Annotated in this window: 19 protein-coding genes; 11 read left to right on the top strand and 8 right to left on the bottom strand. The window is 71.0% G+C overall.

What is annotated here, in order from left to right:
* The first annotated feature begins 39 nt into the window (after positions 1-39).
* Positions 40-2178 (top strand): malate synthase G, encoded by a 2139-nt coding sequence (locus tag AC1ROY_RS16700; protein WP_493149985.1) that lies wholly within the window; start codon positions 40-42, stop codon positions 2176-2178.
* A gap of 98 nt (positions 2179-2276) precedes the next feature.
* Here AC1ROY_RS16700 and AC1ROY_RS16695 read toward each other — a convergent pair whose 3' ends face one another.
* Together AC1ROY_RS16695 and AC1ROY_RS16690 are read right to left on the bottom strand one after the other, a co-directional pair.
* Positions 2277-3293 (bottom strand): SH3 domain-containing protein, encoded by a 1017-nt coding sequence (locus tag AC1ROY_RS16695; protein ID WP_493149984.1) that lies wholly within the window; start codon positions 3291-3293, stop codon positions 2277-2279.
* A 59-nt stretch (positions 3294-3352) separates the two neighbouring features.
* Complete coding sequence (locus tag AC1ROY_RS16690; protein WP_493149983.1) at positions 3353-3601, bottom strand: GlsB/YeaQ/YmgE family stress response membrane protein; 249 nt, start codon at positions 3599-3601, stop codon at positions 3353-3355.
* Positions 3602-3761: 160 nt separating this feature from the next.
* Between AC1ROY_RS16690 and AC1ROY_RS16685 the strand changes: the two genes are divergently transcribed.
* Positions 3762-4784, top strand: a complete 1023-nt coding sequence (locus AC1ROY_RS16685) for an amino acid ABC transporter substrate-binding protein (protein ID WP_493149982.1) — start codon at positions 3762-3764, stop codon at positions 4782-4784.
* A gap of 37 nt (positions 4785-4821) precedes the next feature.
* On the opposite strand, the gene AC1ROY_RS16680 is transcribed toward AC1ROY_RS16685, so the two are convergent.
* The 4 genes from AC1ROY_RS16680 to fabI all read right to left on the bottom strand — a co-directional run bounded on the left by AC1ROY_RS16680 (position 4822) and on the right by fabI (position 8886).
* Complete coding sequence (locus AC1ROY_RS16680) at positions 4822-6231, bottom strand: TRAP transporter large permease (RefSeq protein ID WP_493149981.1); 1410 nt, start codon at positions 6229-6231, stop codon at positions 4822-4824.
* Positions 6232-6244: 13 nt separating this feature from the next.
* A complete protein-coding gene (locus AC1ROY_RS16675; protein WP_493149980.1) occupies positions 6245-6796 on the bottom strand; it encodes a TRAP transporter small permease subunit in 552 nt (183 codons plus the stop codon).
* A gap of 11 nt (positions 6797-6807) precedes the next feature.
* On the bottom strand, positions 6808-7911 hold the full coding sequence (locus tag AC1ROY_RS16670; RefSeq protein ID WP_493149979.1) for a TRAP transporter substrate-binding protein: 1104 nt from the start codon (positions 7909-7911) through the stop codon (positions 6808-6810).
* A gap of 132 nt (positions 7912-8043) precedes the next feature.
* Positions 8044-8886: an enoyl-ACP reductase FabI gene (fabI, locus tag AC1ROY_RS16665; RefSeq protein WP_493149978.1), complete on the bottom strand. Its 843-nt coding sequence runs from the start codon at positions 8884-8886 to the stop codon at positions 8044-8046.
* A 188-nt stretch (positions 8887-9074) separates the two neighbouring features.
* Between fabI and pdxH the strand changes: the two genes are divergently transcribed.
* The 4 genes from pdxH to AC1ROY_RS16645 all read left to right on the top strand — a co-directional run bounded on the left by pdxH (position 9075) and on the right by AC1ROY_RS16645 (position 12663).
* A complete protein-coding gene (pdxH, locus tag AC1ROY_RS16660) occupies positions 9075-9659 on the top strand; it encodes a pyridoxamine 5'-phosphate oxidase (RefSeq protein ID WP_493149977.1) in 585 nt (194 codons plus the stop codon).
* A 51-nt stretch (positions 9660-9710) separates the two neighbouring features.
* Complete coding sequence (locus tag AC1ROY_RS16655; RefSeq protein ID WP_493149976.1) at positions 9711-11162, top strand: bifunctional aminoglycoside phosphotransferase/ATP-binding protein; 1452 nt, start codon at positions 9711-9713, stop codon at positions 11160-11162.
* A gap of 35 nt (positions 11163-11197) precedes the next feature.
* Entirely contained in the window at positions 11198-12076 is an 879-nt protein-coding gene (locus tag AC1ROY_RS16650) for a universal stress protein (protein ID WP_493149975.1), read from the top strand.
* 191 nt (positions 12077-12267) lie between these two features.
* A complete protein-coding gene (locus AC1ROY_RS16645) occupies positions 12268-12663 on the top strand; it encodes a GNAT family N-acetyltransferase (RefSeq protein WP_493149974.1) in 396 nt (131 codons plus the stop codon).
* A 90-nt stretch (positions 12664-12753) separates the two neighbouring features.
* On the opposite strand, the gene glyA is transcribed toward AC1ROY_RS16645, so the two are convergent.
* A complete protein-coding gene (glyA, locus tag AC1ROY_RS16640; RefSeq protein WP_493149973.1) occupies positions 12754-13989 on the bottom strand; it encodes a serine hydroxymethyltransferase in 1236 nt (411 codons plus the stop codon).
* A 128-nt stretch (positions 13990-14117) separates the two neighbouring features.
* On the opposite strand from glyA, the gene AC1ROY_RS16635 reads away from it, so the two are divergent.
* Genes AC1ROY_RS16635 through AC1ROY_RS16615 form a run of 5 tightly spaced genes read left to right on the top strand, consistent with a single transcriptional unit; the run spans position 14118 to position 21139 of the window.
* Positions 14118-16178: a hydantoinase/oxoprolinase family protein gene (locus tag AC1ROY_RS16635; protein ID WP_493149972.1), complete on the top strand. Its 2061-nt coding sequence runs from the start codon at positions 14118-14120 to the stop codon at positions 16176-16178.
* Positions 16175-17920 (top strand): hydantoinase B/oxoprolinase family protein, encoded by a 1746-nt coding sequence (locus tag AC1ROY_RS16630; RefSeq protein WP_493149971.1) that lies wholly within the window; start codon positions 16175-16177, stop codon positions 17918-17920. Before AC1ROY_RS16635 ends, AC1ROY_RS16630 begins: the two co-directional genes overlap by 4 nt.
* The gene (locus AC1ROY_RS16625) at positions 17917-18882 is read left to right on the top strand and encodes a Bug family tripartite tricarboxylate transporter substrate binding protein (RefSeq protein WP_493149970.1); all 966 of its coding nucleotides are present in this window, start codon (positions 17917-17919) and stop codon (positions 18880-18882) included. The genes AC1ROY_RS16630 and AC1ROY_RS16625 overlap by 4 nt, the downstream gene beginning before the upstream one ends.
* Positions 18883-18911: 29 nt before the next feature.
* The gene (locus AC1ROY_RS16620) at positions 18912-19883 is read left to right on the top strand and encodes a tripartite tricarboxylate transporter substrate binding protein (protein WP_493149969.1); all 972 of its coding nucleotides are present in this window, start codon (positions 18912-18914) and stop codon (positions 19881-19883) included.
* Positions 19880-21139: an aminotransferase class I/II-fold pyridoxal phosphate-dependent enzyme gene (locus tag AC1ROY_RS16615; protein ID WP_493149968.1), complete on the top strand. Its 1260-nt coding sequence runs from the start codon at positions 19880-19882 to the stop codon at positions 21137-21139. Before AC1ROY_RS16620 ends, AC1ROY_RS16615 begins: the two co-directional genes overlap by 4 nt.
* Before the next feature lie 16 nt (positions 21140-21155).
* Here AC1ROY_RS16615 and AC1ROY_RS16610 read toward each other — a convergent pair whose 3' ends face one another.
* On the bottom strand, positions 21156-21740 hold the full coding sequence (locus AC1ROY_RS16610; RefSeq protein ID WP_493149967.1) for a GNAT family N-acetyltransferase: 585 nt from the start codon (positions 21738-21740) through the stop codon (positions 21156-21158).
* Positions 21741-21779 lie beyond the last annotated feature (39 nt).

Genomic DNA, 21779 nt, shown 5'->3' with positions numbered 1-21779 from the left:
TTAAGCCTCCTCCGGAAAGACGTCCCACGGAGCGCCCCGATGAGCCTGAATGTCGCCGAACCACTGAAGAGCTTCATCGAGACCGAGGCGCTGCCCGGCACGGGCCTGGACGCCGCCGCCTTCTGGGCCGGCTTCGAATCCATCCTGCGCGACCTCGCGCCCCGCAATGCGGCGCTGCTGGCCGGGCGCGACGACCTCCAGGCGAAGATCGACGCCTGGCACCGCGAGAATCCCGCCAAGCCCATCGACGTTCCCGCCTACGAGGCCTTCCTCCGCGAGATCGGCTATCTGGTTCCCGAGCCCGCGGACTTCGCCATCACCACCGCCAACACCGATCCTGAGTTCGGCGGCATCGCCGGCCCGCAGCTCGTGGTGCCCGTGAGCAACGCGCGCTATGCGCTGAACGCCGCCAATGCGCGCTGGGGCAGCCTCTACGACGCGCTCTACGGCACGGACGCTATCCCCGAGGCCGACGGCGCCGAGCGCGGCCGTGGCTACAACCCGACGCGCGGCGGCAAGGTCATCGCCTTCGCGCGCAAGGTGCTCGACCAGGCCGTGCCGCTGATGGGCGCGGGCCATGCCGAGGCGCTGAAGTACACGATCAAGTCGGGCGCGCTGGACGTGGCGCTGCAGGGCGGCGGCTCGGTGCCGCTGAAGCGGCCGGACCAGTTTGTGGGCTTCGTCGGCGAGGCCGGCTCGCCCTCCGTGCTGCTCTTCCGCCACAACGGCCTGCACCTGGAGCTGCACATCGACCGCGCCAGCGAGATCGGCAAGACCGATGCGGCCGGCGTCTCGGACCTCGTGATGGAGGCCGCGCTCACCACCATCCAGGATTGCGAGGACAGCGTCGCGGCCGTGGATGCCGCGGACAAGGTGGATGTCTACCGCAACTGGCTCGGCCTCATGAAGGGCGACCTCAGCGCCGATCTGGAGAAGGGCGGCAAGACCATCACGCGCCGGCTCAACGAGGACCGGACCTACACCGCGCCGGACGGCGGCACGCTCACCCTGCCCGGCCGTTCCGTGATGCTGGTGCGCAACGTCGGCCACCACATGATGACCGATGCCGCGACGCTCGACGGCGCGGAGATTCCGGAGACCATCCTGGACGCCGCGGTCACCAGCCTGATCGCGATGCACGACATCAACGGCAAGCGGCTGAACAGCCGCGCCGGCAGTGTCTACATCGTGAAGCCCAAGATGCATGGGCCCGAGGAAGTGGCCTGGGCGGTGGAGCTCTTCGGCCGCGTCGAGAATCTGCTCGGCCTCGCGCCCAACACGCTCAAGATGGGCATCATGGACGAGGAACGGCGCACCACCGTCAACCTCAAGGCCTGCATCAAGGAGGCCGCGGAGCGCGTGGCCTTCATCAACACGGGCTTCCTGGACCGCACCGGCGACGAGATCCACACCTCGATGGAAGCCGGCGCCATGATCCGCAAGAACGACATGCGCGGCACGGCCTGGATCAAGGCCTATGAGGACTGGAACGTGGATATCGGCCTGCTCTGCGGGCTGCGCGGCAAGGCGCAGATCGGCAAGGGCATGTGGGCCATGCCCGACGCCATGGCGGCGATGCTGGAGCAGAAGGTCGGCCATCCCAAGGCCGGCGCGAACACCGCCTGGGTCCCCTCGCCCACCGCCGCCACGCTGCACGCGCTGCACTACCACCAGGTGGACGTGGCCGCGCGCCAGGCGGAGATCGCCGAGGGCGGCCGCCGCGCCGAGCTCACCGACCTGCTGACCGTGCCGGTCGCGACGCAGACCAACTGGCCCGCGCAGGACCTGCAGGCCGAGCTCGACAACAACGCGCAAGGCATCCTCGGCTACGTGGTCCGTTGGGTGGACCAGGGCGTCGGCTGCTCCAAGGTGCCGGACATCAACAATGTCGGCCTCATGGAGGACCGCGCGACGCTGCGCATCTCGGCGCAGCACATCGCCAACTGGCTGCGCCACGGCATCGTCACCCAGGACCAGGTGATGGAGACGCTGCGCCGCATGGCCGCCGTCGTGGACAAGCAGAACAAGGACGACGCGGCCTATACGCCGATGGCGCCCGACTTCTCGGGCGTCGCCTTCCAGGCCGCGGCGGCGCTGGTGCTCGAGGGCGCAGCACAGCCGAACGGCTACACCGAGTTCCTGCTGACCAGGTACCGCCGCGAGGCGAAAGCGGCCTGAACCCACTGATTTGAGGAGGGCTCTGCCCTCCTCAAACTCCACCCGCCAGGGCTTTTCGCCCTGGACCCTAACACCAGTGGTGCCAACGGCTGTCTTGGTCAGTCTCCCCGGATCACGAGATCCGGGATCACGTAGCGCTCGCTGCCGTCCACCGTGACGACCATGTTGTCGCCCTCGCGGCTGGCGACGACGGGCTCGCGCCCCTCGGTCGAGACCTGGCCGCTGCGGAAGACCAGCGAGCGGCGCTGGCCGCTCGGCAGGGTGATGTCCACCGTCGCCGTCTGCGGGCCGTGGCGGCGCACGCCGAAGGGGCAGGTCACCGGCGGCTGGCCCTGGAAGCGGCAATCCACCTGCCCCGTCGCCTGATAGGGCGTGCCGGGCACCCGGGCGTCACGCGCCGGCGCCGCGACCTCGCGCAGGTAGCGCGCCGAGGCCCAGCCCACGGGGCGCTGCGCATCGGCCGGGGCGACGCTGCACCAGGTCGCGCCCGCCACCTCCTGGCAGCCGAAGCTGCGCAGCATGGCGCCCTCGGGGAAGCGCAGCACGGTCCGCGAGGAATAGGACGGCCCGGTGCGGACGGTCAGCACGTCGCCCCGCGCCAGCCCGGCGACCTGCCGCGCGTCCGGACGTCCCGGCGGCCCGCGATCGGTGGAATCCTGCCGGGCCGGCGGGCCGGGCGGCGGCCCCTCGGCCACCCGCGCGCCGCGCCCGTCGATGCCGAAGGCGATGGTGTAGCCCGCGCCCGCATTCCGGCGGGGCGCGCCGCGGGCGAGAAAGACCCGCACGATATAGGTGCCGCTCGCCTGCAGCGTGCCGGTGAACTCGTTGCCGGCCGCCTGGCTGTCATGGATCGGCGTGTCGCTGCCCGGCGGCAGGACCACGTATTCGACATGGTTGCTGCCCGGCCGGAAGCGGACGGTCATCGCCTGCCCCGCCTGCGCGTTCAGACGGTAGTCCACGGTGTCGTTGCCCCGGACGCGGCCGTTGAACGAGGCGGCCGTCGCCCCGGGCGAGAATCGGACCGCGACATTGCTGGCCTTGTCGGCCGCCCAGGTCGCGGTGGCGGGCAGGCCCATGGCGCAGGCCAGGGCGATCATCGGAATGCGGTTCCACATGGCGGGACTCCTTCTTGTCCCGCCTTAACCCTGCTGGAGGCCTTGCGGCGGCATTGCGCTCACACAATGCGGCGGATCAGCCCCACCACGACCAGAAGCACCACCGCGCCCGCGGCCGAGGCCAGGATGACGCCGATGATCCCGCCGCCGAGCCCGATCGCCAGCCCGGGAAAGAAGTAGCCCGCCACGAAGGCGCCGATGATGCCGACCAGGATATTGCCGAGCAGACCGAAGCCCGCGCCCTTGACCGCCAGCCCCGCAAGCCAGCCGGCGATGGCGCCGACGACAAGCACCGCAATGATACCCATGGCATTCTCCCTCGGGCCAAGCGCCCTATGCTTCCTGCAGCTGTGCTTCCTATACGGGCAGGGCCCGCGCCGGGGCGAATGAAAGCGTGGCCGTCAGGGCTATGATCGCGCCGCCCGATGGTCCAGGAAAGGGTGCCCCCGGCCCCTCAGGACGCCCCTCATGCTCAAGCGCCTCGCCGCAGCCCTGCTGCTCCTCGCCTCAACCGCCCAGGCCCAGAACGCCGTCTCGACCGGCCCGACGCTCACGACCGTGCGCGCCCGCGGCCAGGTGGCTTGCGGCATCTCCACCGGCGACCCCGCCTGGTCCCAGCCCGACAGCCGCGGCGAGTGGCAGGGCATGGACGCCGATTTCTGCCGCGCCGTGGCCGCCGCCGTGCTGGGCGATGCGCGCCGCGTCGCCTGGCACCCGCTCACCGGCCAGAACCGCTTCCCGACGCTCTCCACCGGCCAGATCGACCTGCTCAGCCGCACCACGACCGTGACCTACCTGCGCGACGTCACCAACGGCCTCAACTTCGCCGCGCCGAACTTCTATGACGGCCAGGGTTTCCTCGTGCGCTCCGACAGCGGGGTGACGCGGGCCGACCAGCTGAATGGCGCCTCGATCTGCTTCACCTCGGCCAGCACGCACGAGCTGAACCTGCAGGACTGGTCGCGCGCCGGGAACATCCGCTTCACGCCGGTGATCTTCGCCGACAAGGACGAGGCGCGCCGCGCCTTCGAGGCCGGGCGCTGCGACAGCTTCACGGGCGATTCCTCGCAGCTCGCCGCCATCCGCGCCGCCTTCCCCAATCCCGCGGCCTACACGCTGCTGCCGGACCGCATCAGCAAGGAACCCTATGCCGCCGCGGTGCGCCATGGCGACGACCAGTGGTTCGACATTGTGAAATGGGTCGCCTACGGGCTCATCGAGGCGGAGGAGCTGGGCGTCACCCAGGCCAATGTGGATGAGATGCTGAACAGCCCGCGTCCGGCGATCCGGCGGCTGCTGGGCCAGACGGGCGACCTGGGGCCGGCCCTGGGGATGGACCGGCGCTGGATCTACAATGCGATCAAGGCTGTCGGGAACTACGGCGAGATCTACGACCGGCACCTCGGCGCCAACAGCGCGGTGCGGCTGCCGCGCGGGCTGAACGCGCTGTGGAACCAGGGCGGGATGATGTTCTCGCCGCCGATGCGGTAACGCCTTCGGGGGCAAGGCCCCCTTCGACAGGCGCCGCTCAGAAGGTCGGCGGCGCCGCTTCCTCCTCGCCCATGTCCGGCATCGGCACCTCGATCCGCACCGTCGACGGATCGACGCCGGTGCCGCGGTCGAGCCAGTAGGTCACGCTCTGCGGCCAGAAGATCACGACCGCGACCAGGATCAGCTGCAGCAGCACCCAGGGGATCGCGCCCCAGTAGATGTCGCTCGACCGCACCTCCTTCGGAGCGATGCCGCGCAGGTAGAAGAGCGCGAAGCCGAAGGGCGGGTGCATGAAGCTCGTCTGCATGTTCACGCAGAGCAGCACGCCGAACCACACGAGATCGATGTCCAGCTTGGCCGCCACCGGCGCCAGCAGCGGGATCACGATGAAGACGATCTCGAAGAAGTCGAGGAAGAAGGCCAGGAAGAAGATGAAGATGTTCACGAAGATCAGGAAGCCCACCTGACCCGCGGGGATGTGCGAGAGCAGATGCTCGATCCACAGCCCGCCGTCCACGCCCTGGAAGACAAGGCTGAACACCGTGGAGCCCACCAGGATGAAGATCACCATGGCGGTGATCCGCATGGTGCTCTCCATCGCCTGGTAGAGCAGCGACCAGGTGAAGCGGCCGTTGATGGCGGCCAGGCCGATGGCACCGACCGCGCCCATCGCGCCCGCCTCGGTCGGGGTGGCCAGGCCCAGGAAGATCGTGCCGAGCACGAGAAAAATCAGCACGATCGAGGGCACCATGCCCTTGGCCACGCGCCAGATCAGCGACCAGCCGCGCTGCGTCAGCGCCTCGGGCGGCAGCGGCGGCACCTTGTGCGGCGCGAAGATCGCGACACCCGCGATGAAGGCCATGAAGAGCAGGATCTGCAGGATCGAGGGGCCGATCGCGCCGGCATACATGTCGCCGACCGAGCGTCCCAGCTGGTCGCCCAGGATGATCAGCACCAGGGACGGCGGAATGACCTGGGTGATCGTGCCCGAGGCCGCGATCACGCCGGTCGCGATCCGCATGTCGTAGCCGTAGCGCATCATGATCGGCAGCGAGATCATGCCCATGGCGATGACCGAGGCGGCGACGGTGCCGGTGATGGCGCCGAGCACCGCGCCCACCAGGATGACCGCGAAGGCCAGCCCGCCCGGCACCTTGCCGAAGAGCTGGCCGGTGCCCTCCAGCAGATCCTCGGCTAGGCCGCAGCGTTCCAGCACCGCGCCCATCAGGGTGAAGAACGGAATCGAAAGCAGCAGGTCGTTCGACATGATGCCGAAGATCCGCAGCGGCAGGTTCCCCAGATAGGCCGAGGTGAAAAAGCCCATCTCGATGGAGAGGAAGCCGAAGAAGAGCCCTGTCGCGGCCAGCGAGAAGGCGACCGGGAAGCCGATCAGCAGGAAGACGACCAGCCCGCCGAACATGATCGGCGGCATGAGCTCAAGGGTCATTCGGGGCGCCGTCCTATTGCTCGGGCCTGACGTATTCGGCGACCAGCTCGACCTCGTCGGTCGGCGCCCCGATCAGCGCCGCGACGCGCTTGATGAGCTCGGAGACGCCCTGCAGGAAGATCAGCGCGAAGCCGATCGGCAGGATGAGCTTCACCGGCCAGCGCAGCAGCCCGCCGGCATTGGACGAGGTCTCATGCCGCGTCCAGCTGTCGAGGAAGAAGGGCCAGGTCATCCAGGCCAGCAGCGCCATGGCCGGGCCCAGGAAGAGAATCAGCCCCAACACGTCCACCCAGAGCCGCGCCCGCTGCGGCAGGTTGCCGTAGACCAGGTCGACCCGGACATGCTCGTTGCGCAGCAGCGTGTAGCCCGCGCCCAGCATGACGATGACGGTGAAGAGGTACCACTGCACCTCCAGCCAGGCATTGGAGCTGTAGGAGAGCAGGTAGCGCACGGCGGCATTGCCGGCGCTGACCACGCAGGCCAGCAGCACGGCCCAGACCGCCAGCCGGCTGACGGCCCGGTTCACGACATCGATCACATGGCTGACGCCGAGAAGCGGGCCCATCGTCACTCCTCTCAGCGGCGCTGCTGCTCCTGAGCCTGCATCAGGTAGTTGAAGCTGTCGAAGGTGTTCTCGGCGACGCGGAACCAGGGCAGCGTCGTGTCGCGGAAGGCCTTGGCGTGGTCGTAGACCTTCTTGAACATCGGGTTCGCGGCCGAGGTCTCGGCATAGAGCTCGTTGGCGGCGCGGTAGCAGGCCTCCAGCACCGGGCGCGGGAAGGGCCGGAGCTGCGTGCCGGCGGCGATCAGCCGGCGCAGCGCGGGCGCGTTCACCGTGTCGTACTTCGCGATGGTCTCGATGGTGGCGTCGCGGCAGGCGCTTTCCAGCGCTTCCTTGTAGAGCGTCGGCAGCGCCTCGTACTTCGCCTTGTTGCTGTAGAAGGAGAGGTTCAGGCCGCCCTCCCACCAGCCGGGGTAGTAGTAGAAGGGCGCGACGCGGTTGAAGCCGAGCTTCTCGTCGTCATAGGGGCCGACCCATTCGGCGGCGTCGATCGTGCCGCGCTCCAGCGCCGGGTAGATGTCGCCGCCGGCGATCTGCTGCGGCACGACGCCGAGCTTGGCGAGCACGTTGCCCGCGAACCCGCCGACGCGGAACTTGAGGCCGCGCAGGTCCTCCGGCGTGCGGATCTCCTTGCGGAACCAGCCGCCCATCTGCGCGCCGGTGTTGCCGGCGGGGATGGAGACGATGTTCATCGGCTCGAAGAATTCCTTCAGCACGTCGCGGCCGCCGCCATGCTCCATCCAGGCGTTGAGCTGGCGGAAGTTGAAGCCGAAGGGCCAGGTGGCGTCGAAGGTGAAGGTCGGGTCCTTGCCGACGAAGTAGTAGGAGGCGGTGTGGCCGCAATCGACCGTGCCGCCGGTGACGGCATTGGCCACTTCCAGCGCGGGGACCAGCTCGCCGGCGCCGAAGACGCGGATCTGGAACTTGCCGTCGGTCAGGGCCAGGACGCGCTTCGCGACGTGCTCGCCGGCCCCGTAGATGGTGTCCAGCGACTTGGGGAAGGAGGATGCGCAGCGCCAGCGGATCTCCGGCATGGCCTGGGCCAGAGCGGGGGCGGCGAGCGCGGCGACGCCCAGGGCGCCGGCGGCGGTCCCGGCGACGATGTTGCGGCGATTCATGGGGTTTCCTTCCGGTTCAGCACCGTTACCGGCACGTGTCATTCCGTCCGGTATCCATACGACATAAAATTACGCGGGGTCCAGGGGCTCAAAGGCCCCTGGTGGGGGTGCGGGGAGCGAAGCCCTCCGCTGTCATCCCTTGTCGATGGTGAGATCCGGCGCCTCGGGGTTCTTCATCCCTATGATATGATACCCGCAGTCCACATGATGGACTTCGCCCGAGACGCCGGTGCTCAGCGGCGACAGCAGGTACAGCCCCGCGCCGCCAACCTCGTCGAGGCCGACATTGCGCTGCATGGGCGAGTTGTACTGGTTCCACTTCAGGATGTAGCGGAAGTCCCCGATGCCGCTGGCGGCCAGCGTCTTGATGGGCCCCGCGCTGATCGCGTTCACGCGGATGCCGTCCGGCCCGAGGTCGGCGGCCATGTAGCGCACGCTGGCCTCCAGCGCGGCCTTGGCGATGCCCATGACATTGTAGTGCGGCACCCATTTCTCGGCACCGAGATAGGTCAGCGTCAGCAGCGAGCCGCCCTCGCTCATCAGGGCCGCGGCGCGGCGGCCGGCGGCCGCGAAGGAGTAGCAGGAGATGTCGAGCGCCTGGAGGAAGGCCTCGCGCGGCGTGTCGAGGAAGCGGCCCCGGAGGTACTGCTTGTCCGCGAAGCCGATGGCGTGGACGAAGAAGTCGAGCTTGCCCCAGCGCTCCTCGATGGCGCCGAAGGCGGCGTCCAGGTCCTCGTCGCTGGCGACGTCGCAGGGGATGACGATCTCGCTGCCGATGCTGGCGGCGAGCGGGCGGACGCGCTTCTCCAGCGCCTCGCCCTGGTAGGTGAAGGCGATCTCCGCGCCCTGCGCCGCGCAGGCCCGGGCGATGGCCCAGGCGATCGAGCGGTCGTTCGCCACGCCCATGATGAGGCCGCGGCGGCCCTGCATCAGCGTCCCGGTGGGCAGGGTGGCGGGGGCGGCGTCTTCGTTCATAGCGTTCCGTGTCTTGGCGCGGGGCAGAGCCGCAGCAGGTGGCGGGGGCGGAAGTTGTGGTGGCACATGCCCCACAACCGGGCAAGGCCCCGTCCGGCAGTCCGGGGCCGATGGAATTGGCCGGTGTCATCCTAATCTCATGTCCGGATCGGATTCACGCCTTCGGCGATCCGGTCTAAGGAAGCGCCATGCCCGATCCCCATGATCCCCTTGCCCTCTTCGCCGAATGGTTCGCCGAGGCGGAGGCGTCCGAGCCGAACGATCCCAATGCCATGTGCCTGGCGACATCGACGCCGGAGGGGCGGCCCTCGGCGCGCATGGTGCTGCTGAAGGGGCAGGACGACAGGGGCTTCGTCTTCTACACCAACCTCGAATCGCGCAAGGGCGAGCAGCTGGCGGCCAATCCCTTCGCGGCGCTGTGCTTCCACTGGAAGTCGCTGCGGCGGAGCATCCGGGTCGAGGGCCGCGTGGAAGCCGTGACCGATGCGGAGGCCGACGCCTATTATGCCACGCGCGCCCGCGGCTCGCGGATCGGCGCCTGGGCCTCGCGCCAGTCGCGGCCCCTGGAAGGGCGCTTCGCGCTGGAGAAGGCGGTGGCGGAATACACGCTGAAGTTCGGGGTGGGCACGATCCCGCGACCGGAATTCTGGTCGGGCTTCCGCATCCTGCCGGACCGCATCGAGTTCTGGCGCGACATGCCCTTCCGCCTGCATGAGCGCCGCGTTTTTCTCGCGGACGGCGCCGGCTGGCGCGAGGAAGCCCTCTACCCCTGATGGCCGTTGCCGGAGAACATCCCTGATGGCGGTCCCCGGAGAGCATCCCTGATGGCGGTCCCCGCCGGGCAGCGGGAGGCCGCGGCCTTCCTGGAGAAACTGACCGGCGGCCCTCCCAAGGAGACGCATATCTCGGCCGTCTTCCTCGGGCCCGAGGAAGCGCTGAAGCTCAAGAAGGCGGTGGATATCGGCTTCCTCGACTTCACCCGGCTCGAGGAGCGCGAGCGTCTCGTGAAGTTCGAGCACGCACTGAACGCGCCGCACGCGCCGCAGCTCTACCTCGGCGTCGAAAAGCTGACGCGCGGGCCGGACGGGCGCCTGCGCCTCGGCGGCGAAGGCGAAGCCGTGGACTGGGTGCTACGCATGCGCCGCCTCCCCGCCGACGCCTTCCTCTCCGAGCGCCCCTGCGAGCCGGCGCTGCTCGACCCCATGGCCGATGCTGTCGTGGCGCTGCACGCGGCCGCGCCCCGGCGCGAGGGCGACGGCGACATGACGCGGACCATCACGGGCAACCGCGAGGCCGGGCTTTCCGCGGGCCTGCCGCGCGCGGAGGTGCTGCGCTGGGCGGAGGCCGCGCTGGCGCTCCACGAACGGCTGAAGCCCTGGCTGGCCGAGCGCGCGCATCATGGCTTCCTGCGCCGCTGCCACGGCGACCTGCACCTAGGAAACCTCTGCCTGCTCGACGGCCGACCCACTCCCTTCGACGCGCTGGAGTTCGACGAGGCGCTGGCCACCATCGACACCGGCTACGATCTCGCCTTCCTGGTGATGGACCTCGCGCTGCGGCACGGCCGCGGGCCGGCCAACCGCGTGCTGAACCGCTACCTTGCCCGCACCGGCGACGTGGCGCTGCTGCGGGGACTGCCGCTCTGGCTCTCCCTGCGCGCCTTCATCCGCGCGCATGTGACGGCGCGGTCCGGCGGCGATCCCGCGCCGCTGCTGGCAGCCGCGCTCGACTGGCTGAAGCCGGCGCCCAGGCCGGTCCTGGTGGCGATCGGCGGGCTGCCGGGGACGGGGAAGACCACGGTCGGACGGCTGGTCGCGCCCGAGCTCGGCCCCTCCCCCGGCGCCGTCCAGCTCCGCAGCGACGAGATCCGCAAGCGCCGCCACGGCGTCCTGCCCGAGGTCCGGCTTCCGAAGGAGGCCTACGATCCCGGCGAAGGCCCGCGCGTCTTCGCCGAATTGCGTGAACTCGCTGGTGTCGCGCTCAATGCCGGCTGCTCCGTCGTCGCCGACGGCGCGTATCTCGCCCCTCACGAGCGAGAAGCGATCGCCGAAGCCTGGCCGGATTTCTTCGGCTTCTGGCTGGAAGCGCCGCTCGACACTCTGCGCGCGCGCGTGGCGTCTCGTATCGGCGACGCTTCCGACGCCGATGTCGCAGTGCTCGACATGATGGCCGCACGTGAAGCCGGCCCCTTGGACTGGACGCGCGTCGACGCCACATCCGATGCCGAGTCATCCGCACGCAAGATGCTGGACTCATTGCCTTCCGGCCCGCCATAACCGCGCCGGAACATTCGGGTTCGGGGGACACCAACATGGCCTATCGCCGCCTGCTTCTGCCGATGACGGGGACCGCCGCCGGGGAAGCCGCGCTCGCCACCGCGCTGCTCGTCGCCCGCATCTGGAACGCGCATGTCCATTGCCTGCATGTCCGCGTCGATGCGCGCGACGTGGCGCCGCTCGCCGGCGAGGGCCTGTCCGGCGCCATGATCGAGGAGATGATGGCCGCCACCGAGCGCGAGAGCGGCGACCGCGCCGGCCGCGTCCGCGCGCTCTTCGAGCGCTTCGCCGCCACGGCCGGCGGCATCACCATCGCCAACTCGGCAGAGACCGCGCTGAAGTCGGAGGGGCCGACCCTCTCCTTCGAATCCATCGCGGGCCGCGAGGAGGACATCGTCGCCCAGCAGTCGCGCCTCTACGACATGGCCGTGGTGCCGCATCCCGAGGCCGACGAGGACGTCTCCAGCTCCGACGCGCTGCACGCCGTGCTCTTCGACAGCGGCCGTCCCGTGCTGATCGCGCCGCGCGTGGCGCCGGTCACCATCGGCACGCGGGTCTGCTGCGCCTGGAACGGCTCGGCCGAATCCGCCGCGGCCATCGACGCCGCCCTGCCCTGGCTGCACCGTGCCGATGCCCGCCGCATCCTCTACGCCGACGAGTACCAGCGGCGCGGGCCCAAGGTGGAGGGCATCCTGGCCTATCTGCACTGGCACGAGATCAGCGCCGAGGCGATGCAGTTCAAGCCGATGACCAAGGATGTCGGCGCCGGCCTGCTGGGCGCGGTGCGCGACTTCGGGGCCGACCTGCTCTGCATGGGCGCCTACAGCCATTCACGACTGCGCCAGCTCATCCTGGGCGGCGTCACGCGGCACGTGCTGGAGAACAGCGACGTCCCCGTGCTGATGTGCCGCTAAGCGTTCCCCGTTCGCAGGAGCTCGCTGCAAAGCCTCCAGCTTCTTGTTTTGAGAGCATGATCCACGCTTCCGGTGATTCCACCTGCGGGCCCTGGGCTCCGCCCAGGCTGGAGGCGTAAGCGGCGGAGCAGATCGCGGCGATCGCCCGGAACGAGGCGGAGGTCCTGGCGGGCTTCGAGGATCACAGGGGCGTGGGCGAGCCGGTCGCCCTGCCCGACGGGACGATGGTGCCGAGGCTGCCCGGCTTCCGCCGCTGGATCTGGAACGGCGAGGTCACCTGCGGCAGCATCGCCGCGCGCTGGCAGGGGGGCACGGTGGAGCTGCTGCCGCATGTGCTCGGCCATGTCGGCTATGCCGTCGTGCCCTGGCGGCGCGGCGAGGCGATCGGCACCCGGGCGCTGGCGATGATGCTGGAGCAGCTGCGGCCGCTGGGCTTGCCTTATGTCGAGCTGACCTGCCAGCCCGACAACGAAGCGTCGATCTGCGTCATCCGGAACAACGGCGGCGCGCTGGTGGGATCCTTCGAGCGGCCGACGGTCTATGGTGGCGGGACGGCGCTGCGCTGGCGGATCGCGCTGCAGGGTTGATGCGGGAGGGCCCGGCGCGCCAGCGGAGGCGCGCGATCATCCCGGCGCCCATGCTGCGGGCGCCGGCATCGCCGGAGCCGCAGACCGCGACTATTCGAGGCCGGAGGGGACAGGGCACCGCCGCGCCAGGGCCGTCATCTCCGCCGCGAAGCCGGCATCCTCCGCCCCGCCGAGAAGGAAGCGGCCCAGCCCGAGCCCCAGCGCGCGGAAGCCCGCCGCGTCTAGCCCGCGGATCGCCATCGGCGTCGAGCCCAGCCGCAGCCCCATGCGCCCCGGCAACGTCGTCGTGTTCGCCACGATCCCATGCCGGAACAGCGCCGCGTTCAGCGCGGCATCCGCCCCCGGCACCTCCGCCACGACCATGTGCGTCGCCGTCCCGCCCGCATAGAGCCCGACGCCCGCCGCCGAGAGTCCCTCGGCCAGCGCCTTCGCGCCGTCGACGACCCGCCCCATCAGCACGCGGAACTCCGGCCGTGCCACCAGACCGAACAGCGCCGCCCGCGCCGCGATGATGTGCCCGCCCGGCGCCGCCTGCAGCCCCGGCGCCAGCGCCGCGTCGATCGCCGCCGCATGCGTCGCGCGGCACAGGATCAGCCCGCCCGTCCGCGGTCCGCACATGGTCTTGTGCGTCGAGCTGGTGACCACGTCGCAGAAGGGCACCGGGTTCTCGTGCAGCCCCGCGAGGATCAGCCCCGAGACATGCGCGATATCCGCAAACATCAGCGCCCCCGCCTTCCGCGCGATATCAGCCAGCCGCGAAAAATCCAGCGGCAGGGGATAGGCGCTGGAGCCCGCCACGATCATCCGCGGCCGGAACGAGACGGCCTGCGCCGCTGCGCCCTCGTAGTCCACGGCGCCGTCCTCGCGCACGCCGAAGAATGCGACCTCATGCTCCTGCCCAGAGATGTGACGGATCGAGCCATGGCTGCCATGTCCGCCCGCTACAGGGTCGAAGGCCAGGATGCGCTCGCCCGGTCGCAGCAGCCCGCGCAGCACGGCGACATTGGCGATGGTGGAGGACAGCGCCTGGATGTTCGCGTGCTCCGCGCCGAACAGCGCCCGGGCGCGCGCGCAGGCCAGCTCCTCGATGGCATCCATGACAGCGCCGCCGCCGAAGCCCCGGCGCGGCGGATATCCCGAGGCGTTCTTGTCCACCAGCACCGAGGCCTCGGCCTCCAGCGCAGCGCGCGGCGAATAGGTCTCGGAGGCGACGAGGTTCACCGTCGCCGCATTCTGCGCGCGCTGCGCGGCGATCAGCGCCTCCAGCTCCGGATCCGCCGCCGCTAGGCCATCGGCAAAGAAGGCATTCCAGGGCAGGTCCCGCATCCGTTACACTTCCTTCGTCGTTGACAAGCTTCCGCCGCCAATTTGTAGTGTCAGCCGGACAATCATGAATAGCGATGTTGTGAAGCCAGTATAAGGAATTCCAGGCTATCGGCACCACCATTGGCACCTTGGGCGCGCTCAGGATCGGTCTCGACGTCGGCGGCACCTTCACCGACGTCTTCCTCTCGGACGGCGCCACCGGCGCGACGGTGCGGCACAAGCTCTCCTCCACGCCCGAGAACCCCGACCGCGCCCCGGTCCAGGGCATCCGGGAGATCCTGGCGCTCGCCAGGCGCAGCGCGGCCGAGGTCGGCTTCGTCGGCCTCGGCACCACCGTCGCCACCAACGCGCTGCTGGAGCGTCGGCTCGCCCGCACCGGGCTCATCACCACCGGGGGATTCCGGGACCTGCTGGAGATCGCGCGCCAGCGCCGCCCGCATGTCTACGACCTCTTCGCGCGCCGCCCCCTGCCGCTGGTGCCGCGCGAGCTGCGCTTCGAGGTGCGCGAGCGCATGGCGGCCGACGGCTCCGTCCTGCTGCCGCTCGACGAGGACGGCCTGCGCGCCGCCATCGGCGCGCTGCGCGCGGCGGGCTGCGAGAGCGTCGCCATCTGCTTCCTCCACGCCTATGCCAATCCCTCGCACGAGCGCCGCGCGGCGGAGATCCTGCGTGCGGAATGGCCCGACGTGGCGCTGACCGTCGCGACCGACCTGCTGCCGGAATTCCGCGAGTACGAGCGGCTCAGCTCCACCGTGGTCAATGCCGCGCTGATGCCGGTGATGCGGCGCTACCTCAACGGCTTCCGCGCCGCGGTGGAGCGCCTCGGCATCACCGTGCCGCCCTGGGTGATGACCTCCGGCGGCGGCGTCTTCTCCACCGAGCTGGCGGCGGAGCGGCCGCTCGACACGCTGCTCTCCGGCCCCTCCGGCGGCGTCAGCGGCGCGCTGCATCTGGGCCGCGCGACGGGCCGGCCGAACCTCGTCACCTTCGACATGGGCGGCACCTCCACCGACGTCTGCCTCATCCGCGCGATGCGGCCCGAGGTCACGCAGACGCGCCAGATCGACGGGCTGCCCATCCGATCCGCCGCGGTGGACGTGCACACGGTGGGCGCCGGCGGCAGCAGCCTGGCCTGGGTGGATGCGGGCGGGCTGCTGCGCGTGGGGCCGCGTTCGGCCGGCGCCAAGCCGGGACCGGCCTGCTACCGAAAGGGCGGCACCGAGCCCACGGTGACCGACGCCAATGTCGTGCTGGGCCGGCTCAATCCCACGCACCTGCTGGCGGGGCGGCTGCCGATCGACGCCTCCGCCGCGGCCGAGGCGATCCGGCGCGTCGTGGCGGAACCGAAGGGCCTGGGTGTCGAGGAGGCGGCCGCCGCGATCATCGCCATCTCCAACACCAACATCGCCCAGGCCATCCGCTATGTCTCGGTGGAGCGCGGGCTCGACCCGGGCGATTTCTGGCTCGTCGCCTTCGGAGGCGCCGGGCCTCTGCACGCGGCGGAGGTGGCCGTCGAGCTCGGCATGCGCGTGCTGGTGCCGACCAGTCCCGGCCTGCTCTGCGCCATGGGCGTGCTGACCAAGGACGTGCAGGTCGACCTCAGCCAGACCCGGCTGATCCGCGACGGCGAGGACGGCGGCGGCGCAGCCGCGGCGGCGATCCTCGCCGGCCTCGCGGAGCGCGCGCGGGCGATCCTGGCGCGCAGCGGCCAGGAGCTGGCCGGCCTCGCCATGGAGCATGTCGTGGACGCGCGCTACCAGGGCCAGAACTTCGAGCTGCAGATCCCGCTGCCGGCGGCGCCCACGGCCGAGGGCATCATCCCCGCCGTGCGCCAGGGCTTCGACGCCGAGCATCGCCGCCTCTACGGCTACGACCAGCCGGACAAGCCCATCGAGCTCGTGACCTTCCGGCTGCGCGCCATGCTGCCGACAGGCCAGGCGGAGGCTGCGGCCCCTTCCCTCGCCCACCGCCTCGGACCGCCGCTCCCGATCGGCGAGCGCCGCGCGCATTTCCCCGCGACCGGCTTCGTCGCGACGCCGGTCTTCGAGCGCGACGCATTCCAGGCCGGCGACGTGCTGCAGGGCCCCGTCATCGTGGAGCAGATGGACACCACCACCATCGTCCCGCCCGGCTTCACCTGCACGGTGGACGCGCAGCTGAACCTCCTGCTCGAAGCCGGGGCCGCATGACCGCCGCGAGCACCGAGATCATCGCGAGCGGCCTCGAGGCTGCGGCCTGGGAGATGTGCGCGAGCCTCATCCGCACCGCCTATTCCCCCAATGTGAAGGAGCGCGCGGACTGCTCCACCGCGCTCGTCGACCTCCAGGGCCGCACGCTGGCCCTGGCGACGCATGCGCCGGCCCATCTCGGCTCCACGCTGCGCCTCGTGCCCGCGATCCTGGAGCGCTTCCCGCTCGACGAGCTGAAGCCCGGCGACGCCTTCCTTGCCAACGACCCCTATATCGTCGGCGTCACGCATCTGAACGACTGCACCCTGGCCACGCCCATCTTCGTGGACGGCCGCCCCGTCGCCTTCGCCGCCTCCGTCACGCATCATTCCGACGTCGGCGGCCGCGTGCCGGGCAGCGAGGCCGGCGACAGCACCTCCATCTTCCAGGAGGGTATTCGCTATCCTCCCATGAAGCTCATCGACGCCGGCGTGCCGCGACGCGACGTCTGGGAGCTCTTTCTGCTCAACACGCGCACGCCGCATTTCTCCGACGGGGACCTCAAGGCGCAGATCGCCTCCAACACGCGCGGCGTGCAGCGCATGCTCGCGCTCTACGCACGCTACGGCACGGCGGAGACCGAGGCCGCCATCGCCGCCATGCTCGACGCCAACGAGCGCCGGGCGCGCAGCCGCATCGGCTCCGTCCTCGCGAAGGGCGTCTACGAGGCCGAGGATTTCCTCGACGAGGACGGCATCAGCGACCGCCCGGTGCGCCTCGGCGTGACGCTGATGGTGTGCCGGAACGGCCTCACCTTCGACTTCTCGCGCTGCGGGCCGCAGATCGCCTCGGGCAAGAACGTTCCCTACACGCATCTCATGGCCACGGTGTATTTCTGTACCAAGGCCGTGATCGACCCTGCCATGCCCGTGAACGAGGGCCTCTACCGCGCCATCCGCGTGATCGCGCCCGAGGGCAGCGTGGTGAACCCGCGCCCGCCGGGCGGCGTCGGCTCGCGCAACCTGACCTCGATGATCCTGGCCGACGCCATCCTGCAGTGCTTCGGCCAGGCCGCGCCCGGCCTCGCCATGGCGGCGGGCGGCCCCTACCAGGGCATCATCCTGGCCGGGCCGGATCCGGCCCGGAAGCGCTTCTACGTGGACTACGAGAACTTCGCCGGCGGCCAGGGCGGCACGGCGAAGGGCGACGGGCTCGATGTCATGCAGCTGCACATGACCAACACCTCCAACCTGCCGGTCGAGGTGACCGAGCTGGAATTCCCCATGCGTGTGGAACGCTACGAGCTGATCCCGGACAGCGGCGGCGCCGGCAGGCACCGCGGCGGCCTCGGCGTGCGGCGCGACCTGCGCATCACCGCGACCGAGGCCGTGCTGGCGCTGCGCAGCGCGCGCCAGGTCTTTCCCGCGCTCGGCCTCGACGGCGGGGGCGAGGGCACGCTCGGCGCCTTCCTGCTCGACCCTGACAAAGCGGCGCCCGGGCCGCGCCTGCCCTCCACGGCTTCGGAATACGGCCTCGCGGACGGCGCGCTGCTGCGCATCGTCACGCCCGGTGGCGGCGGCTACGGCGATCCGCGCGAGCGCGACCCGGAGGCGGTCGCGCGCGACGTGCGGCAGGGCAAGGTCTCGGCAGCCGCCGCGCGCGATCTCTATGGCGTCGTCACCGACGATTCCGGCACGCTGGACGCAGCAGCCACCGCCGCGCTGCGCGCCTCGTTTCCACCACGGCAAAGGAGCCTCGCATGACAAGACATCGCGGCCCCGAATGGGCCTGGCCCCTTGTTCTCCTCCTCGCGCTCGTCGCGCCGGGCCTCGCCCTTGCGCAATCCTTCCCCGAACGCCCGCTCCGCATCATCGTACCCTTCGCCGCCGGCGGCGCCACCGACGTCACGGCGCGCGTCATCGCCGAGGCCATGGGCGCGCTGCTCCCGCAGCCCGTGGTCGTCGAGAACCGGCCGGGCGGCGGCGGCGTGGTCGGCTCCGAGGTCGTGGTCCGCGCGCCCCCCGACGGCCACACCATGCTGGTGAACAACAACAGCCTCGCCGTGCTGCGCCATTTCACGCCCAACGCGCCCTTCGATCCCGCGCAGGCGCTCTCGGCCGTCACGCTGCTGATCGACACGCCCATGGCGATGCTCGTCGCCAACAACCTGCCGGTCACCAGCGGGCAGGAGTTCGTGGCGCTGGTCCGCGCCAACCCCGGCAAGTACGACTACGGCACCACCGGCGGCGGCGGCACGCTGCAGATGGCGGCGCTGCTCTTCCTGCGCGCCACCGGCACCACGATGACCGAGATTCCCTATCGCGGCGGTGCGCCCGCCACGCTCGACCTCGTGGCCGGCCGCATCGCCTTGCAGTTCGACACCGGCACCACCGGCTTCCAGACGGCCCGCGGCGGCGGCGCGCGGGCGGTCGCGGTCACCTCGGCTCGGCGCAGCCGCTTCGCGCCGGAGATCCCGACCTGGCGCGAGATCGGCGTCGACGACGAGTTCTCCGTCTGGCAGGGCGTCTTCGTCAGCTCGTCCACGCCGCCCGCGGTGCGCGAGACCCTGCGCCAGGCGATCGCGCGCGCACTGCGCACCGAGGCGACGCAGCGCCGCTTCGCGGAGCTCGGCGCCGACAACATCCTCGGCGGCACCCTCGAGGAGAGCGATGCGGTCGTCCGCGCCGAATTCACTCGCTGGGAACGGCTGCTGGGTTCACGCTGATGGCACGTTCACAAGCGAAGGGCCGCAATATGCCGCATCTTCTCCGCCGCCGCGCACTGCTCGCGGCACCGGCCGCTTTGGCATCCCCGGCCCTGGCGCAGGAGGCACCCTGGCCCAATCGCGCCATCCGCATCATCGTGCCCTACCCGCCCGGCGGCGGCTCGGATGTGACGGCGCGGCTGGTGGCGCCCGGCCTCCAGGCGGCGCTGGGCCAGTCGGTGGTCATCGACAACCGCGCCGGCGCCACGGGGGTCGTCGGCACCGAGGCCGTCGCGCGCTCGGCGCCCGACGGCTACACGCTGCTGCTGGTCGACCTGCCGCACACGGTCATCCCGCATCTCATGCCGAACCTGCCCTTCGACCCCGTGGCGGATTTCTCTGCGGTCTCGGTGGTGGGCGTGGCGCCGATGATCCTCTTCGCCAATCCGCGCCTGCCGGCGCCCGACGCCAAGGCCTTCGCCGAGCTCGCGCGCGCCCGGCCGGACGGGTACTCCATCGCGCTCGCGGGCATCGGCGGCAACACGCATCTGATGTCCGAGCTGTTCCAGCGCCTGACCGGGACGAAGCTCGTGCAGGTGCCCTATCGCGGCTCGGGCCCCTCGATCACCGACCTCGCGGCCGGGCAGGTGCAGGTGGCCTTCACCACCATGCTGACGGCCGCGCCCTTCCTGCAGAACAACACCATCCGCGCGCTCGGCGTCGCCACCACCGAGCGGATGGCCGAGCTGCCCGACACGCCCACCTTCCGCGAGCAGGGCATCGACCTCGTGGCCGCGCATTGGTGGGGGCTGCTGGCCCCCGCCGGCACGCCCGAGCCCATCGTCAACCGCATCGCCGCGGCGGTGGCGGGCGCGGTGCAGGATCCCGCGATCCGGCCGCGCATGGCCACCATGGGGCTGATCCCGCAGGCGACCGGCCCCGCCGCCTTCTCCGCCCTCATCCGCTCCGACCTCGCCCGCTGGGGCGAGCTCGTCCGCGCCGCGCATATCAAGATCGAATGACCCCGCACGACCGCTTCGGCAACCCCATCGACCCCGCGGCCGGCTTCGCCCGCGGGACCATCCTCGCTTCCGCCACCAAGGACAGCCGCCGCCAGCAGCAGGGCGTCGCGCTGATCCGGGAGCGCGTGCTGCGGCTCGGGATGGAGAGCGTCGGCATCTTCACCGGCAACCGGCGCGACTTCCTGCTCCGCGAGGCCGATATCCCCACCCTGGCCGAGGAGTGGGTGGGCCCCTCGCTCTATGGCCCGGCGCTGGCGGCAGCCATCCGCGCGCATCTCGCCGCGCCGCCGGAGGCCGCCTGCTTCGTCTTCAACCGCGGCAGCGCGGCGCTGGTCGCGAGCATCCTGACCCTTGCGCCGCAGGGACGCGTGATCTCGGTCGTGCCGATGGGCAGCCGCTCGCATCCCTCGCTGCGGCGGGGCGCGATGATCGCAGGAGCCGGCTTCGAGGAGATCGAGGGCATCTCAGCCCTGCCGGCGCTGCTGGCGACGACGGCCTCCGTGGTCGCGATCACCACCGTGACCAGCAGCCTCGCCCGCATGCCCGAGGCCGAGATCGCGGAGGCCGTGGCGCTCGCCCATCGCGCGGGGCTGCCCGTTCTGGTCGACGACGCCTACGGCGCCCGCATCCGCACCGTGCTGCACGGCGGCGCGCCCGCCTTCGCGCACGGCGCCGATCTGGTGGTCACCAACGGCGACAAGGCCGGCATGCCCGGGCCCCGCGCCGGGATCATGGCGGGCGACGCGGCGCTGATGGCTGGTATCATCGCGACCGCCAGCCTCATCGGCATGGAGGCCCGCGCGCCGGTGGCGGCCGGCACGCTGCGCGGGCTGGAGGCCTATACGCCGGACGATCTGCGGCACGAGGCGGAACAGGGGGCTGCCCTCGCCGATGCCCTCGCCATCCGGCTGGGCGACGCCGTTCAGCGCTCCGACCTCGGCCCGATCGTCTCGCCCGAGGAGGTGCTGGCGCTGGCCTGCGCGCGGGCGGGGATCGCCACGCCGCCGATCGTGCCCGTCGAGGCGACGGCCGCGCTGGGCATGCTGCTGATGCAGGGCCACGGCATCCTGACCACCAACATCGCCGGCCAGCCCGGCTCGCACCCCGCCCTGCGGCTGAAGCCGGCCGGGCCGGCGCTGGAGCGCTGCGGCGGCGTGGAGGCGGTGGCGCGGGCGGTGGACGCGGGAATCTCCGCCGTGGCGGGGATGCTGGCAGGGCCGGAGGCGTTCCGGCCGCTGCTGCTGGGCGGAGCCTAGCTCCCCGGATCTGCCGTCATCGGGGGAGGCGCAGCATCGGTGAGATGCTGCAGGAGGAATCCACCGCGATCGTGCCCAGGACCTCGAAGCCGTGCCGCTCGTAGAGGCCGAGGTTGCGCGGATTCGTGGCTTCCAGATAGGCGGCCGTCCGGTCCCGGTCGCATTGCCGCAAGGTATGCTCGAGCAGCGCCGAGCCATGGCCTTGCTCCTGGTGCCGGCTGTCGACCCCGATGAGCGGCAGGTACCAGTGCGGTCCCTCCGGATGATACCGCGCCATCTGCTCGAACACGGCGCCGATGGCGCTCAGCCTCTCGGGCGCGACCGTCCGCCCCAGGACGGCTCCCAGCTCCTCGTCATCGACATGGATGCCGGGCGGCAGCCAGAGCGCCGCGCCGATGCCGCCCCCGATCGCACGGGCGCTCCCGGCCTCGAAGGCCCGGCCTCCGAAGGCACGCACGAAGGCGGGAAAATGGGCCAGGTAGAGATGGGGGTCGCCGCCATAGAGCCAGCGCCCGGCAGGATCGGTGCTGAAGGCCAGGGTCAGGGCCGCCACGGCCCGGTCGATGTCGGCGGGAGCGGTGATGTTGTCGATCGTGGCCATGGGGGGTCCTCGTGAAGCACGCTGCTGCTTACGGCTGGC

Source organism: Roseococcus sp. GW821-FHT12F05 (genome assembly GCF_058806835.1).
The sequence above is the reverse complement of the archived record's forward strand: the minus strand, read 5'-3'. Positions and strand labels throughout refer to the sequence as shown.

Excerpts from the sequence above, each read along its gene's own strand:
- AC1ROY_RS16700 (WP_493149985.1), top strand. The coding sequence starts at position 40 with ATGAGCCTGAATGTCGCCGAACCACTGAAGAGCTTCATCGAGACCGAG.
- AC1ROY_RS16695 (WP_493149984.1), bottom strand. The coding sequence starts at position 3,293 with ATGTGGAACCGCATTCCGATGATCGCCCTGGCCTGCGCCATGGGCCTG.
- AC1ROY_RS16690 (WP_493149983.1), bottom strand. The coding sequence starts at position 3,601 with ATGGGTATCATTGCGGTGCTTGTCGTCGGCGCCATCGCCGGCTGGCTT.
- AC1ROY_RS16685 (WP_493149982.1), top strand. The coding sequence starts at position 3,762 with ATGCTCAAGCGCCTCGCCGCAGCCCTGCTGCTCCTCGCCTCAACCGCC.
- AC1ROY_RS16680 (WP_493149981.1), bottom strand. The coding sequence starts at position 6,231 with ATGACCCTTGAGCTCATGCCGCCGATCATGTTCGGCGGGCTGGTCGTC.
- AC1ROY_RS16675 (WP_493149980.1), bottom strand. The coding sequence starts at position 6,796 with ATGGGCCCGCTTCTCGGCGTCAGCCATGTGATCGATGTCGTGAACCGG.
- AC1ROY_RS16670 (WP_493149979.1), bottom strand. The coding sequence starts at position 7,911 with ATGAATCGCCGCAACATCGTCGCCGGGACCGCCGCCGGCGCCCTGGGC.
- fabI (WP_493149978.1), bottom strand. The coding sequence starts at position 8,886 with ATGAACGAAGACGCCGCCCCCGCCACCCTGCCCACCGGGACGCTGATG.
- pdxH (WP_493149977.1), top strand. The coding sequence starts at position 9,075 with ATGCCCGATCCCCATGATCCCCTTGCCCTCTTCGCCGAATGGTTCGCC.
- AC1ROY_RS16655 (WP_493149976.1), top strand. The coding sequence starts at position 9,711 with ATGGCGGTCCCCGCCGGGCAGCGGGAGGCCGCGGCCTTCCTGGAGAAA.
- AC1ROY_RS16650 (WP_493149975.1), top strand. The coding sequence starts at position 11,198 with ATGGCCTATCGCCGCCTGCTTCTGCCGATGACGGGGACCGCCGCCGGG.
- glyA (WP_493149973.1), bottom strand. The coding sequence starts at position 13,989 with ATGCGGGACCTGCCCTGGAATGCCTTCTTTGCCGATGGCCTAGCGGCG.
- AC1ROY_RS16630 (WP_493149971.1), top strand. The coding sequence starts at position 16,175 with ATGACCGCCGCGAGCACCGAGATCATCGCGAGCGGCCTCGAGGCTGCG.
- AC1ROY_RS16625 (WP_493149970.1), top strand. The coding sequence starts at position 17,917 with ATGACAAGACATCGCGGCCCCGAATGGGCCTGGCCCCTTGTTCTCCTC.
- AC1ROY_RS16620 (WP_493149969.1), top strand. The coding sequence starts at position 18,912 with ATGCCGCATCTTCTCCGCCGCCGCGCACTGCTCGCGGCACCGGCCGCT.
- AC1ROY_RS16615 (WP_493149968.1), top strand. The coding sequence starts at position 19,880 with ATGACCCCGCACGACCGCTTCGGCAACCCCATCGACCCCGCGGCCGGC.
- AC1ROY_RS16610 (WP_493149967.1), bottom strand. The coding sequence starts at position 21,740 with ATGGCCACGATCGACAACATCACCGCTCCCGCCGACATCGACCGGGCC.